General features: G+C 56.1%; 12 protein-coding genes. 3 read left to right on the top strand and 9 right to left on the bottom strand.

What is annotated here, in order from left to right; translation table 11 throughout:
* Positions 1–81: 81 nt before the first annotated feature.
* Positions 82–777, top strand: coding sequence for an SDR family oxidoreductase (locus LKE23_RS02505; RefSeq protein ID WP_291977934.1), 696 nt, complete (start codon positions 82–84; stop codon positions 775–777).
* 137 nt (positions 778–914) lie between these two features.
* Positions 915–2,156, top strand: a complete 1,242-nt coding sequence (locus tag LKE23_RS02510) for an oxidoreductase (protein ID WP_291977935.1) — start codon at positions 915–917, stop codon at positions 2,154–2,156.
* Positions 2,157–2,212: 56 nt separating this feature from the next.
* Here LKE23_RS02510 and LKE23_RS02515 read toward each other — a convergent pair whose 3' ends face one another.
* From LKE23_RS02515 to LKE23_RS02525, 3 genes are read right to left on the bottom strand one after another with little or no spacing between them, the layout of a single operon-like run.
* Positions 2,213–3,109, bottom strand: a complete 897-nt coding sequence (locus LKE23_RS02515) for a DMT family transporter (protein ID WP_291977936.1) — start codon at positions 3,107–3,109, stop codon at positions 2,213–2,215.
* Positions 3,110–3,124: 15 nt separating this feature from the next.
* Entirely contained in the window at positions 3,125–3,934 is an 810-nt protein-coding gene (locus LKE23_RS02520) for a PfkB family carbohydrate kinase (protein WP_291977937.1), read from the bottom strand.
* A 13-nt stretch (positions 3,935–3,947) separates the two neighbouring features.
* The gene (locus tag LKE23_RS02525) at positions 3,948–4,868 is read right to left on the bottom strand and encodes a LysR family transcriptional regulator (RefSeq protein ID WP_291977938.1); all 921 of its coding nucleotides are present in this window, start codon (positions 4,866–4,868) and stop codon (positions 3,948–3,950) included.
* Between the two features lie 128 nt (positions 4,869–4,996).
* On the opposite strand from LKE23_RS02525, the gene LKE23_RS02530 reads away from it, so the two are divergent.
* A complete protein-coding gene (locus LKE23_RS02530) occupies positions 4,997–5,548 on the top strand; it encodes a cysteine hydrolase family protein (protein ID WP_291977939.1) in 552 nt (183 codons plus the stop codon).
* 87 nt (positions 5,549–5,635) lie between these two features.
* Here LKE23_RS02530 and LKE23_RS02535 read toward each other — a convergent pair whose 3' ends face one another.
* The 6 genes from LKE23_RS02535 to LKE23_RS02560 form a co-directional block, all read right to left on the bottom strand.
* On the bottom strand, positions 5,636–5,881 hold the full coding sequence (locus tag LKE23_RS02535; protein ID WP_291977940.1) for a hypothetical protein: 246 nt from the start codon (positions 5,879–5,881) through the stop codon (positions 5,636–5,638).
* Positions 5,882–5,907: 26 nt separating this feature from the next.
* Positions 5,908–7,218 carry a phosphoglycerate transporter protein PgtP gene (gene pgtP, locus LKE23_RS02540; protein ID WP_291977941.1) on the bottom strand — a complete coding sequence of 437 codons (1,311 nt, stop codon included), beginning with the start codon at positions 7,216–7,218 and terminating at the stop codon, positions 5,908–5,910.
* Between the two features lie 89 nt (positions 7,219–7,307).
* Positions 7,308–10,409 carry an AAA family ATPase gene (locus LKE23_RS02545; RefSeq protein ID WP_291977942.1) on the bottom strand — a complete coding sequence of 1,034 codons (3,102 nt, stop codon included), beginning with the start codon at positions 10,407–10,409 and terminating at the stop codon, positions 7,308–7,310.
* 2 nt (positions 10,410–10,411) lie between these two features.
* Positions 10,412–11,527, bottom strand: coding sequence for an exonuclease SbcCD subunit D (locus LKE23_RS02550; protein WP_291977943.1), 1,116 nt, complete (start codon positions 11,525–11,527; stop codon positions 10,412–10,414).
* A 391-nt stretch (positions 11,528–11,918) separates the two neighbouring features.
* Positions 11,919–12,863 carry a lactate/malate family dehydrogenase gene (locus LKE23_RS02555; protein ID WP_291977944.1) on the bottom strand — a complete coding sequence of 315 codons (945 nt, stop codon included), beginning with the start codon at positions 12,861–12,863 and terminating at the stop codon, positions 11,919–11,921.
* A 120-nt stretch (positions 12,864–12,983) separates the two neighbouring features.
* A complete protein-coding gene (locus LKE23_RS02560; protein ID WP_291977945.1) occupies positions 12,984–13,499 on the bottom strand; it encodes an SA1002 family membrane protein in 516 nt (171 codons plus the stop codon).
* Positions 13,500–13,541 lie beyond the last annotated feature (42 nt).

Raw genomic sequence — 13,541 nt, forward strand, 5'->3', positions numbered from 1 at the left:
CGTCAACTTTTCCGCGCTAGTCAAATATCCCTTTGAGATTTACTATTATTTTGTAAGTAAAACAGAAGGGAGCCTTTTATCATGAAAAACGTTCTTATCATTGGTGCTAGCAGTCAGATTGCTAGCCACGCCGAACAAATGCTGGTTGGGGATCCAGAGATTAAGCTGACCCTCTTCCTTCGCCATCCCGCTCGACTCGCTGACAATCTGAAGGATGAGCGGATCATCACCGGCGACGCTACTAAGTTGGCCGATGTCCAGGAGGCAGTCAAGGGCCAGGACATCGTCTACGCCAGCCTCGCCGGTGAAGTCAAGGCAGCTGCCGAGACCATCGTCCAGGCAATGGATGCCGCCGGAGTCAAGCGCCTGATCTGGACCTCGTCGCTGGGAATTTACAACGAAATCCCCGGTGAGTTTGGCCGCTGGAATCAACAGGTCCTGGGCAGCTACTACCACCGCTACCGTCTCGCCGCCGATGTCATCGAGGCCAGTGACCTGGACTACACGATCATCCGACCGGCCTGGCTGACCAAACTGGACGAGGTCAATTACGAGACAACCCACCGCGACGATCCGTTCAAGGGGACCGAGGTTTCACGCAAAAGTGTCGCCGCCTACGTGGTCAGCGTGATCAAGGACCCGACCAAGGACGTTCGGGACTCAATCGGTGTCGACAAGCCCGGTACCGAGGCCGACCGTCCGCGCCCAGATGTCATGGCGGCCAACGGTGGTTACGAGCCCGCCGTCAAGGAAGACATTAAGGTGCGTTTCCCCTAATTAATCCATTAAATTCTTTCCAATCCAACAATCAATCATGTTGACAATTTCACAACAACTCGTCAACTTTTCGCCGATTTTTAATCCATTCTTTCCATGCTAAGATCAAGGCAAAAGCAATCAAGGAGGACAAAATTATGTCAAAGCTCAACCAACCCCTGACCTTCCGCCACGGCGCTACCGTTACGAACCGCTTCGTGCAGCCACCAATGCTGACCAACAGCGCTGAGGACGGTTTTGCCACTCAAGACACCATCAACTATTACCAAGCCCACGCCAAGTCCGGTGGCATGATCATCACCGAGTATATGTACGTCAGCGAAAACGGTGGCCCCGCCCTAACCTGGAAGCGCGGCCGCGAACAGCTGGCTGCCTACGACGATAAGTTCATCCCCCAGCTGACCAAGGTGGCAGCGGCAATGAAGAGCGCCGGTAACAAGGCCATCATGCAGATTGCCCACACTGGTCGGGAAGCCAACTTCCGCGCCATGGAGGGCAAGCCGGTCTACGCCCCAACTGCACTGGACTTCCCATTCCTGCCGTACAAGGTTCATGAGTTCACCGATGAACAGGTTCAACAGGTCGTTGCTGACTTCGGGGCAGCCGCCAAGCGGGCCATCGACGCCGGTTTTGACGGGGTCGAGATCCACGGGGCCAACCACTACCTGATCCAGCAGTTCTTCTCCGCCTACTCCAACCGTCGGACCGATCAGTGGGGCGGCTCCCTTGAGAAGCGGATGAACTTCCCACTGGCCGTCGTTAAATCCGTCATGGACACGGTCAAGAAGTACGCCCCGAAAGACTTCATCGTTGGCTACCGGATCTCACCGGAGGAAATCCACGGTAAGAACATCGGCTACACCTGGCATGAAGCCACTCAGCTCGTCGATCGGCTCACCACGGAATTCGACCTTGACTACATTCACCTGTCAATACCGCAGTTCGATGCCAAGGCGGGTGACGCAATGCTGCTCGACACCAGCAAGGCCGACCAGGAATTCAAGGATTCGGCTAAGCCACTGGCCACCCTCTTCCAGCCATACCTGAACGGGGCCAAGGAAATTATCGTTGGTGGTATCCGCAACCGGGCCCAGGCTGAAGCGGCTAGCGAATTGGCCGACCTGGTTGCCGTCGGCCGGGCAACGATTGTTGATCCACTCTTCGCCGAGAAGATCCTGAACGGTGAGGACGATCAGATCGTCAGTGAGGTCACCCCCGAACAGGTCAAGGTCAACCACATGACCCAGGGCCTGATTGACGTTTACTCAGGTCCCAAGGCCGCTATTCCACTGCCCGGCGCCGAAAACATCCAGTCCCTCCACCAGGGCTTTGGTGGCTGGGCCGAAATGAAGTACCCCAAGAACTCCGAAGTGAAGTAAATTCAAGTCAGTAAAGAAGCCGGTCAAGCCATCCCAGGTTTGACCGGCTTCTTTTACTATTTTTTGCGGAAGAACGGCAAGCTCTGCAAGTCAACCTGCATCATCGCACTGGCCAAGAGCAGAATAGCCCCGCCAAAGACCAGCTGCGGGGTTAACCTGTCGTAGCCGAGCACAACCGAGAAGACGCTGGCGAAAAATGATTCGAGGATCAGGATTAGCCCGGCCGAGGTCGCATCGGTGTGGGCCTGACCAATAATCTGCATCCCCTGCCCGAGAAAGGTGATGCCGACAGCTAGAATCACGATTGGCACCAATGCCTGCATCCAATGAATCTGACCAAAGGTGGCGCGTTCCGTTCCGAAAAAGGTCAGCCAGCCAAAAACGCCTTGCCAGAAGCCGACCATGAAGAGAACGACCCAGGAGCTGGAGGACTGGGGCGCAATTTTATTAAAGAAGATAATCTGCAACGCCCAGAAAACCGTCGACAGCAGGGTTAAGAAATCGCCGTACTGCAGGTGCAACCCATTCTGACCGACGTTGGTCAGGACCGCCATCCCAATCACGGCTAGGGTAATCGCAAAGTAGGTCTTGCGCCGCGGTCGTTCGTGCCAAAAGAGCCACAGAATTAGTGGCGCAATCGCGACGTAAAGGGCGGTGATAAAGGAGCTCTTCGCGGGCGTGGTGTAGCGGAGCCCCGCAGTCTGCAGGTAATAGCCGAGGTAATTGATGACGCCGATCTCCAGGCCCAGCTTGAGATCCTTCCTGGTAAGGCGGTTGATCTGCTTGAAGAATAGCAGATAACCGATCAGTGCGCAGATGGTTCCCCGGCAGGCATTGATGAGCCCAGAATGCATGCCGGCGTTCGTCGCGAGTTTCAGGAAAATGTAGCTGCTGCCCCAAAGGATCGTCGAGAAAAAGAGCAGCGCCGTTGCTTGTCTTTTGTTGATTTCCATGATCTCCCCCGCTTCCTAGCTCTCGGTCAAAATGTGCCGCAGCAGCGCCGCCGTTTGGAGGCCGAACTTGCGCTCCGACTGCGGCAAGGCAGCGGTTTGTTCAACCGCAACCTGGAGATCCGCCGTCGCTCTTTGAACAGCACTGGTAAGCGGCAGGCCCTTTAAATACCAGCCGGTCAGCAAAGCGCTGAAGGCATCCCCCGTTCCGAAGAAGTGGCCGGGATAGCAAGGACTGCTGGCAACCGTCAGCTTCTTTTCCCCTGTCGCAAGCAAATAGGTGTTGACGAGCTGCCCTTCCCTGACCCCGGTCAGGACAATTTCTGCCTCAAACATTTCCCCGGCCGCTGCCAGCAGGTCGTGGACACTCAGCTCATTTTCCCCGGTTAGAAGACGCAGCTCGGTTAGGTTAGGGGTAATAATATCGGCCTGCCGACACAGGTCTCGCATTGCCGGGATGATGGCCGATTTGATTCCGGGATAGAGCGATCCGGAATCGCCCATCACCGGATCAATCACGACCGGGCCGCGCTGCCCATTTCGTACCCATTCGGTAAGTTGTTTGATTCGATCGGCCGTGCCGAGGTAGCCAACCAGCACCCCGTTAAAGGCGAGCTGGTTTTCTTGCCAATGGCGAAACGAGCGGTCCAGCCAGGCGGTCGTGTCCAGTTCCACCGGTGTCCCGAAGCCTTCCGTCTGGGTCGACAAGAGAGTGCTGGGGGCCGTCGCGATCGGCAGGTCGAGCGCCTGAAAAATAGCAGTCGCCACCGTCAGCGAGATTTGACCGACCGCCGAGAGATCTTGAATGATTAGCGTTGGTTTTATCAAGAAATCCACCACCTTAATTTCCTCTTGCCCCATCTTCGATCCGCCGGCAGACCCGGTCAATGAAGTCCGCGGTCGGCTTGTCCAGGGGATGCTGGGGATTGCTGATCCAGCCATAGGTAAAGCGATCGTCGACCAGACTCGTCAGCGGGTGCTCCACCAGCTGATAGTCACGGTAGTTTTCGACCGCCCCATACAGCAGGAGCCCACAGGCAGGCAAAACCGCATCCAATTGACAGATCGCCTCGCAAGCAATCGCGTAGTCCTGAGTCTGCAATACGACCTCCAACGGCCCGCAGAGGCTCTGCAGGTGGTCAAAGACCGTCTGGTTGATCGGATCCTTGAGCATCACGTACTGCTGGGCCCGCAGTTTTTCAATCGTCAACGACTGCCCCACCAACGCATTTTGGGCACCAGTGAAAAGGCTCAAGCCACCCGTATGAATCGGGTGGAAATCCAGGTGGCTCAATCGTTGCTGGAGTTCCCGGTCCGCATCGATGAAGCCGGCGTCCAGCTCGCCACTTTCCACCTGGCGGACGATCTCGGCCGTCGGGTGCTGGCTGAGGTCCAGGTAGGAAAAGTGCGGATCCCGTTTCCTGGTCGCCAGGTATTCCCGGACCAGCGGACGCAGCAGCGTGTTGGCATAGCCGAAGCGGACAATCCGACCGGTCGCTGACTGTCGCAGGTTCGTGGCGCTCTGGTGAAGGCGGAAGTTGACCCGCAGTTCCTGCTGCATCAAGGGCAGCAGTTGTTTGCCCTGCTCGGTCAGTTGGGTTCCCGCACTCGTGCGCGAAAAGAGTTGCACGCCGAGCTCCTCTTCCAGCTGCTGGATGGCCCGGCTGAGTCCCGACTTGGTGATGTGGAGCACGTCGGCCGCCCTTTGCATGGTGTGGTAGTTGGCCAGTTCAATGGCGTAGCGTAGCTGTTCCGATGTCATGTCAATAATCCCCTTCCAATATTTTCATTATAAGGGGCGGACCGAGTGATTGCTATCTTTTTCACTTTGCCTTCCTCGCTGCGAGATAAAAGTGCTATGCTGGTAGCAAAAGTTTAGGAGACTTGATTATGCCCAAAGCATTACTGATTATCGACTACACCAATGATTTCGTTGCCGATGACGGCGCCCTGACCGTTGGCAAACCCGCGCAACAGCTTGATTCCTACCTTACGGAACTGGCAGAACGCTTCTACCAAAACGGCGACTATGTCATCTTCCCCACCGATGCTCATCACCTGCACGACCCCTTCCACTCGGAGTCGAAACTCTTCCCGCCACATAACATCATCGGAACGTCCGGACGCGACCTCTATGGCAAGGTTGGCAACTGGTTCCAGGCCCACCAGGACAGCGAACGGGTCTACCAGTTCGCCAAGAATCGCTACTCGTCCTTCCAAAACACCAACCTGGACAACTACCTGCGCGAACGGCACATCACCGACCTGTGGATTAGCGGGGTCTGCACCGATATCTGTGTCCTCCATACGGCCATTGGCGCCTACAACCTTGACTACCAGCTGACGATCCCGAAGCGCGGGGTCGCCACCTTTACGCCCCACGGCGACGAATGGGCCTTCAACCATTTCCAAGGCAGCCTTGGCGCCACCATTATTGAGTAAAAGCTAAAAGCCACGCGATTGTCATTTTTGACGGTTGCGTGGCTTAATTATTTAATTCTTACTTAATTCTGATTCCAAATTACGCTCCTAAAGCGGAACCCGCACCCGTGTCGACTGACCATTGAAGTGAACGATCACCGCCTGTTTGGGCTGCAGGTCAACCATCAGCGTCACTCCGTCTACCCGCAGGCTACGGGGGCCGGCATAGTAGACATCCAGCGGGCGCCGCCGTAAGCGTTCAATTGCTTTGAGCAGATCCGTGACGAACTGCTCTGCCGGTACGGTTAATTCGGTTTGTTCGAGCAACTCTTCAATCGTTGTTGCCTTGGTCATTTTCATCATCCTTTCGATGCGTTTGTTTACTTAACCTTTTCCTGCCCCCGAACATTCCAGGTAGCCAGAAAAATCAGACAGGCCAGGATGCTGGCGGCCAAGATCAGAATGAAGCCCATGTGCCAGCCGGCCATATCGACGACCCAGCCGATGACGGCGTTGGCGGAGAAGGAACCAAAGAAATAGCCGAAGAGGCCGGTCAAACCGGCAGCGGTTCCGGCGGCCTTTTTCGGAACGAGATCCAGGGCCTGAAGCCCAATCAGCATCACCGGTCCGTAGATTAGAAAGCCAATTGCCACCAGGGCGACATTGATCATTGCCAGCGAATTGGCCGACATGTAGATGACCAGGAAGACTGAAACCAGGACCATGTAGCAGAAGCTGGCTGGCCCCCGCCGACCGTGGAAGACGTGGTCCGAAATCCAGCCGGCCAGGAGCGTCCCAGGGATTCCAGCCAGTTCATACCAGAGATAGGAGGCCGAGGCCGTGCCCAGGGTGATCCCCTTAACCTCGGTCAGGTAGGTTGGTACCCAGTTCTCGACCCCGTAGCGGACTAAGTAGACGAAGATGTTGGCGACCGCAATCACCCAGATCCACTTGTTGTTGAGGACGTGCTTGAATAGCAGCTCCCTGGTCGAGTAATTCTGCTCACTCAGCTGATGGCTCTTGTTCGGATAGTCGTTGCGGTACTCTTCAATCGGCGGCAGGCCAACGCTCTCAGGGCTGTTACGCACCAAGATAAAGGCGAGCAAGGCGATAACGATCCCGACAATTGCCGGAACCACAAAGGCCCCGTTAAAGCTCTTAATGGCCAGGGGACTAGCGGCGACCAGCACGATCCCCCAGTTGGCCAGCGGTGCCATCAGCCCACCGCCGACATTGTGGGCGGTGTTCCACAGCGCCGTCTTGCCGCCCCGTTCATTCAGCGAGAACCAGTGCACCAGCACACGACCGCACGGCGGCCAGCCCATCCCCTGGAACCAGCCAATGACGAAGAGGACGATGAACATGATCGTGATGTTGCTGGTCAGGGCCGGGATCAGTCCAAATGCCAGGTTGACCAGTGAAACCAACAGGAGTCCCAGCGGCAGGAAGATCCGGGCGTCACTCTTGTCCGAGACGATTCCCATGACGAATTTGCTGATCCCGTAGGCGAGTGAGACCGCCGACAGCGCCAATCCCAGTTCTCCCTTGGAAAAGCCTTCCTTGATCAGGCCGGGGATGGCAATCGAGAAATTGTTGCGTAGCAGGTAGTAGCCCGCATAGCCGATGAAAATGCCGAGAAACACTTGCAGGCGCAAGCGATGATATTGTTGATCAACCTTTTGCTGATCCATAAATGATCCCTCACTTCTTAAAATCTACGGGATCTATTATAAGCCAAATTTTTTGATTGGAAGCGTTCACTTATCAAATCAAGTGTTGGCTAGGCCTGGAGTTCGTGCTGGTAGCTAACCTTGCTGCGCCCGTTGACCGAGCTGACCCGGAGCTGATCCGGAATCTGCTCCTCAAGTTCGGTGACGTGGCTGATGATTCCGATCATCCGGTGCCCCTCCAGCTCCTGAAGGGCACGCAGAGCGTCCGTTAGCGCCTGCTGGTCGAGCGAGCCGAAGCCCTCGTCGACGAAGAGCGCGTCAATGCTGATTCCACCGCTCTGCTCCTGAATGATTTGGCAAAGGGCCAAGGCCAAAGCCAGCGAGGCCATGAAGCTTTCCCCGCCGGAGAGGGTCCGGGCACTCCGCGTCTTGCCGGCATTGTCATCGTAGACGTTGACCTCCAGGCCCGTCCACTTGGCGCCCGGGCCATGGCTGGTCGTTGCCAGCTCGAATTGGTAGCGGCCATTGGTCAGGCGGGCCAGCTGAATGTTGGCAGCCGCCAGGACCTCCCGGAAGTAGGACTGGAGGACGTAGCGCTCGAGGCTGAGGTGGTTCTCAGTGTTCCCGGTCACCACGTCGGTTAGGGTTTGGAAAGAATTAAGTGCCTGCTGGGCATTGTCATTGGCGTGCACCAGGTCGTCAACCCGCTGAACGGCGGTCATCAACTGGGTGCGTTGCGCCTCGAGCTGACCAAGTTGGTGCTGATTTTGACCAAGCGCCTCCTGGGCGGTGGCCAGTCCCTGGCGAGCAGCCGCCAAATCCGGTGCCGGTCGATCCGCCACCTGCTTTCGCAGACGCGCCAATTGCGCCTGGTTATCGTGGACGGCCGTCCGGTACTCATCCACCTCGGCACGAAGCTGTGGCAACTGCATGCTGAGCGCCGAGGCCCATTTCCAGAAGGCCCAGGTTAAGTCGTCCCGGTATTCCGCCAGAGCCACGCTCAGTGCCTGCTTAGCATCCTTTTGCTCTGCTTGCCCCTTCTGAATATTAGCGGCATTTTCCTCCTGTTGATTCTGGGCAACCGCCAGTTGTTCCTGCAGCTCCTGGCGACGCTGGGTGATCGCAGTCAGGCGCTGGTCAAACTCCTGGGTCTCCTTCTCCCAAACGGCCAACTGCTGTTTGGCGGCCTGGGCATCCCCAATCTCCGTCGGCAGGTCCGCTTGCTTCTCCTTCAGCACCGCCGTCTGCTGAGCCAGGTGCTGCTCCAGCTGGTGCACATCTTCCACCGCTGCCTGGCTGGCCTGCTGGGCCGCGGTTAGCTGTTCCTGAATTGCTTGTTCCTGATCCCGCATTTGCTTCGCTGCCTGGTTTTGCTCGTCAAGCCGCTTTTCGCCACGGTGAAGCTGGGCGGCGCGGTTCGTTACCTGCGTGTCCCAATCCTCCGGCAGCTCCGTGGTCGCTAATTTTTCGGCAAGGGCCTGCTCGGCAGCCGTCACTTGCTCCGCCAGGGTCGTCAGCCGATTCTTCACGAGCTTGACCTGCTCCTGGGCCCGGCTCTGGGCATCCCACTGCTTTTTTGCTGCCTCTGACGCTGCATCTAATTCTGCATCGGTCACCAGTTTCGTGGCGTCCGTCAGCGTGGCCGGATGCGGATGGTCAACCGCTCCGCAAACCGGACAGGGGGTCCCCAGCTTTAATTCCCGGGCCAAGCGGGCAATCTGGTGGCGGGCATAGGCATCTTTCAGGTCGGTCAGCCGTGCCTGCCCCCGAGCGGCCCGCTCACTGGCACTGGCGAGCTCGGTCTGGCGCCGTTGCAGGTCTGCTTGCTCCTGGGATTGTTGTTCCAGCAGCTTTTGCAAGTCCGCAGCCGCCCGGGCCAGTTGATCGTACTGACGTTGCCGCTGGCCCAGCTGCTTTTCCTGAGCGGCCAGATCCCCCATTGCTTTTAGTTTGGTCGTCAACTCAGTGAGCTGCTTTTTTAGGCGATCAATCTTTTGCTGACGGGCCTGCTGATCAGCCCTTGCCGCATTGACTTGGGCCTGATCCCTCTTGACCTCTGCGGCCAGCTGTTCACATTCTGTAAAAAGCGGCAGCACTCGCCGTAGCTCCTTCAAGCGGTCGCGCAGTTTTTCAACTTGTGGTTGCTGGTCAAGGCACTCCTGGTACTGGGCCGTCGTCTTTTCCTGGTCCGCCCTTAGCTTCTTCACCTGGGCAGCCAGCTGCTCGGCCTGCGTCTGCCAAACTGACAACTGCTGTTCGCCGTCCCGCCAGCGCTGATAGGCAGCTTGGTGCTCCTGAAACCACTGCAGGTCCGCAATCTGGGCCTGGGCAGTGGCGATTTTCTGCCGGTGCTGTTCCAGTACAGTCGCCTGCTCGCGAGCCGCTGCCAAGGCGGTAATCGCCTCCTGCAGCTCTTCTTGAGCATGCAAGCTCTTCGTCAATTGATTAACTTTTTCCTGGGACCGGGAAGCTTTGTCTCGCAAGCCTTCCAGTTGCTTTTTGAGGTCCGCCTGCAAATCCGCGGCGGCGGCCCGCCAGTCCGTTAGCGGTAAGCCGGCATCCAGGTCTGGTACTGTCTCCTTGACCGACTGCAGCTTAGTTCCCGCGGCGGCCAAATCCTTCTTGCGGCTGCTCAGCTCGTCTTTAAGTTCTTGTGCCCAGCGAGCATACCGAGTCGTGTTAAAGAGGTCCCGAAGCAGGGCCTCCTTGGTACTGCTGTCCGAATCCAGGAACTGGCGAAACTTCCCCTGGGGCAGGAGAACAATCTGGCGGAACTGGTCCCGGGTTAGGTTGAGTAAGTCGGTGATGAAAGCGTCGGCCGTCTTAATCTTCGTGATTGACTGTGGTGTCTGGCTCTCGAGCGGGTAAACCAGCTCCACGGCCTGGTTGTGCTCGATCAGGCGCCCCTTCTTGTTTTCCAGGGTCTGCTTGGGCTTGCGCATGATCCGGTAGGTCTGGCCCTGGTGGGTAAAGGTAAAGGTGACGCTGGTTTCCGCGCTGGCGGGGGCAAAGTCGGAGCGCAGCGCGGCCGCCGACCGGTCCCGGTCGTTGGTCGTCTGACCGAAGAGGGCGTAGCTCATCGCGTCAAAGATCGTGGTCTTGCCGGCCCCCGTGTTCCCTGCCACCAGGAAGAGCTGGTTGAACTGGGTGAAGTCGACGGTCGCCTGGTCATAGGGACCGAAGTAGTGCATCTCAATTTTGACTGGTCGCATTACTAATCCTCCTCACTGATTTTCTCCAGGGACTGTTGGGCCCACTGCCGCTGCTGGGCGGAAAGGTCATCCCCCATCGTTTGTTGGTAAAAATCCGCCAGCAGGTCCATGGGGTCGGCCCGGCGCCGCTTTTGGTCGACAAGGGTCTCTACCTGCCGGGCCTGGTGAGTCCGGTGCAAGCTGACAATCTTAGGATAGTGTTCCCGCAGCTTACTGAGCACATCGGGGATCCGCTCGTGATCGGTCAGCTCGATGTCATAAAAATCAGCCGGGTCGTGCTTCCCTGCCGCCGCAACGAGATCAGCAAAGCTGCCCTTTAGCAGGTGGATGTCGTGAACCGGTGGCAACGGTACCCACTCCACCTTAAACGGATCCGTGTCGACGATCCAGACGCCCTTCTTCTGCTTGGCCTCGGAAACGGAAAATTTCATTGGCGAGCCACTGTAGCGGGCCCGCTCGTCGTGCAGGGCGTCCCGATTATGGAGGTGGCCGAGGGCAACGTAGTCAAAGGGGGCAAGAAGGCGGGTTGAGACGGCACTCAGCCCGCCGACCTCGACCAACGTTTCCGAATCAGCGGTGCGCTGGGCACCAGCCGCAAAGAAGTGGGCGACCAGGACGTGAGCCTTGTCCGGGGCAAACTTCTCCTTCATGGCTTTTACGATTCGCTCCATCGCCTGGTTGACGTTCCGAATGGCGTCGTCATGAAAATAGTTGCGGACCTCCTGAATGCCGAAGAACGGTAAGAGGAAGAATTGGGTGTTCTTAATTATGACCGGTTCAAAGGCATTCACCAGGGTTGTATTGAGGTAGAGCGACTTGAGGGCAAACCAATCCGCCCCCGTGCCCAGGCGGGTTGCCGAGTCGTGATTGCCGCTGATCGCCAGCACTGGGAAGTGGTCCTGGAGGTTGAGCCGGCCCAGCATGCTGTTGAGGGTACGGACCGCGGCCTCGCTGGGGATGCTGCGGTCGTACAGGTCGCCGGCGATCACCACCGCATCGACCTGTTTTTCCTGGGCAATCCGCTCGATCCGGTGAAAGGTTGCCACCTGATCGTCCAGGAGGTCATAACCGTTCAGGTTCTTACCAATGTGCCAGTCGGCCGTATGGAGAAATCGCATTGTTAATCGTCCTTTCTATCTGTCGACTATTTCCTTCTACTTAATATATACGTAAAAAAAGCGTTTGGAAACTTTTTTGCTAAAAATAAATTTTCCTTTGTAAAACGTTTTAAATTGTGTTACTATACTTATGTGCTCATTATGTAAGCGCTTAATGAGTACGCTAACTCAATTAGTGACCTGCTATATTAGGATCGGGACCGCCATTCAAAAACCTTTCGTTCTAGAAATTTCCCTCTCAATCCAATTTCTTCGAATAATGCATTGATCCCGATCGAAAATGCTCGTTGCAGAAAACACTAATATATCATTATATCTCCGCTTATCTAAGCAAATTTTAACGTAAAAATCCCCATCGCCAAAAAAGACGATGGGGATTTTGCGTTTCTCATTATTTTACGGAGGCAAAATTATGCTTAATTGCCTGGGCAGACTTTTCGAAGAGTTCCTTCTCTTCTGCCGTCAGATCTAGGCCCGGTTGATCGACAACTCCGGCCGCTCCAACGGTGGTTGGCTGGCCGATGTAGGTGTCCAACTGCTGGTTAAGTGAGCTGGCCGGGAAGGTGCGCTGCTCGTCGTTCAAGACGGACTTGAGAATCGTCAGTGCCGTCATTCCGATCCCGTAGCAGGTGTAACCCTTGCCCAGGCCGACGACATGACCACCCAGCCGAGCTTGCTTCTGCAGATCATCGAGGTCAAGCCCCTGCTCCTTAGCAATCTTGGTCATTGCGCGGCCGTTGACGGTCACGGAACTCCAAGCCGTGAACTGGGTTTCACCGTGTTCACCGATCACGTAACCGGCAACGTCGGTCATCGACTTGCCCAGCGTCTGGGCCACAGCCCGGTGCAACCGCGCAGTGTCCAGCGAGGTGCCCGTCCCCAGCACTTGCTGAGCCGGCAGGCCGCTCTCCTGTTGCATTAGCTGCGCAATCACGTCGCAGGAGTTGGAGATGCAAATCATGACGCCGTGAAAGCCGCTCTGCTTAATGCGGGGTCCAACCTCCTTGACGATGCGGGCGGAGTTAGAAAGTTCCCCAACCCGGTTATTTGAATGATCGTTGGGGTTCCCAAGGACAATCTTGATGTTGCCGGCTGAAAAGACAATCGCGTCCGCGTCAGCAAGGGTTGACCAGTCATCTTCATAGGGCACAAAGGAAACCTTGGTCGTGGTAGCCAGGTAGGCTTGTTGGTCCGTTAAATCGTAAGCTTCTGCACGCGCAACTTTGTCTTTTTCATCAATCAGTACCAGTTCACTGGCAATCCCGGCCGTCACAATATTGGTTGCAACGGTGGAGCCGACGTGACCGACACCGATCACAGCAACTTTATTTCCCATAGTAAAATCCCCCTTGATTAATAAATTGTTCTCATTATAGTCTCATTATTTTTTAATTCAAGAGGGATAATTAATAATTAATAACGGAAAAAGCACTGTGACAGCTTGGAGTCCGTCGTACTAAATTGCCTGGATGTATTTTTTGTACAGGACCACCGCGATCCAGGCCGAAATAAAGGAGGGCAGGACGATTACGACGAATAGGTTCGGATCGAGGAACTTCCCAACCTTAATAAAGTGACCAATCTCCTGAACCTTCTTAGCGTTTGCAAAGATCGCCTGGTAAACCGTCACGTAGATCAGGCTCCACTGAATATAATATTCGACCATGGTGAGGACGGTGCTGGTAAAGCGGATAATTCCCCGCAGCATCCGCATCCCCGCGTAAAGCAGCATCCCTGACAGGACAACGAAGATCGCTAGCAAAAGGAAGAGGTTGCCGAGCTCAACCACCCGCACCCGACGCAGAAGCCCGGAAGCCAGCTCAAAGAACAACATAAAATTCAGGGTGCTAAAGACCAGTTCGCTTAAAAATAGCACGGCCGCCGCGATAAAGGGCCGTCGATCCCCCTCTCGCAGCAGTAAAACAACAATTGCTAGAATGATAATAGGGATAAAAATGTCAGTAACTTTCATGCGCGTGGCCTCCAAATTTGGATACAAAAAAAGCGACCAGAA

It is taken from the genome of Limosilactobacillus sp., assembly GCF_022482365.1.
Taxonomy (GTDB): Bacteria; Bacillota; Bacilli; order Lactobacillales; family Lactobacillaceae; genus Limosilactobacillus.

Coding starts and splice junctions, on each gene's coding strand:
- LKE23_RS02535 (WP_291977940.1), bottom strand. CDS start 5,881: ATGACCAAGGCAACAACGATTGAAGAGTTGCTCGAACAAACCGAATTA.
- LKE23_RS02515 (WP_291977936.1), bottom strand. CDS start 3,109: ATGGAAATCAACAAAAGACAAGCAACGGCGCTGCTCTTTTTCTCGACG.
- LKE23_RS02505 (WP_291977934.1), top strand. CDS start 82: ATGAAAAACGTTCTTATCATTGGTGCTAGCAGTCAGATTGCTAGCCAC.
- LKE23_RS02530 (WP_291977939.1), top strand. CDS start 4,997: ATGCCCAAAGCATTACTGATTATCGACTACACCAATGATTTCGTTGCC.
- LKE23_RS02560 (WP_291977945.1), bottom strand. CDS start 13,499: ATGAAAGTTACTGACATTTTTATCCCTATTATCATTCTAGCAATTGTT.
- LKE23_RS02550 (WP_291977943.1), bottom strand. CDS start 11,527: ATGCGATTTCTCCATACGGCCGACTGGCACATTGGTAAGAACCTGAAC.
- LKE23_RS02545 (WP_291977942.1), bottom strand. CDS start 10,409: ATGCGACCAGTCAAAATTGAGATGCACTACTTCGGTCCCTATGACCAG.
- LKE23_RS02510 (WP_291977935.1), top strand. CDS start 915: ATGTCAAAGCTCAACCAACCCCTGACCTTCCGCCACGGCGCTACCGTT.
- pgtP (WP_291977941.1), bottom strand. CDS start 7,218: ATGGATCAGCAAAAGGTTGATCAACAATATCATCGCTTGCGCCTGCAA.
- LKE23_RS02555 (WP_291977944.1), bottom strand. CDS start 12,863: ATGGGAAATAAAGTTGCTGTGATCGGTGTCGGTCACGTCGGCTCCACC.
- LKE23_RS02525 (WP_291977938.1), bottom strand. CDS start 4,868: ATGACATCGGAACAGCTACGCTACGCCATTGAACTGGCCAACTACCAC.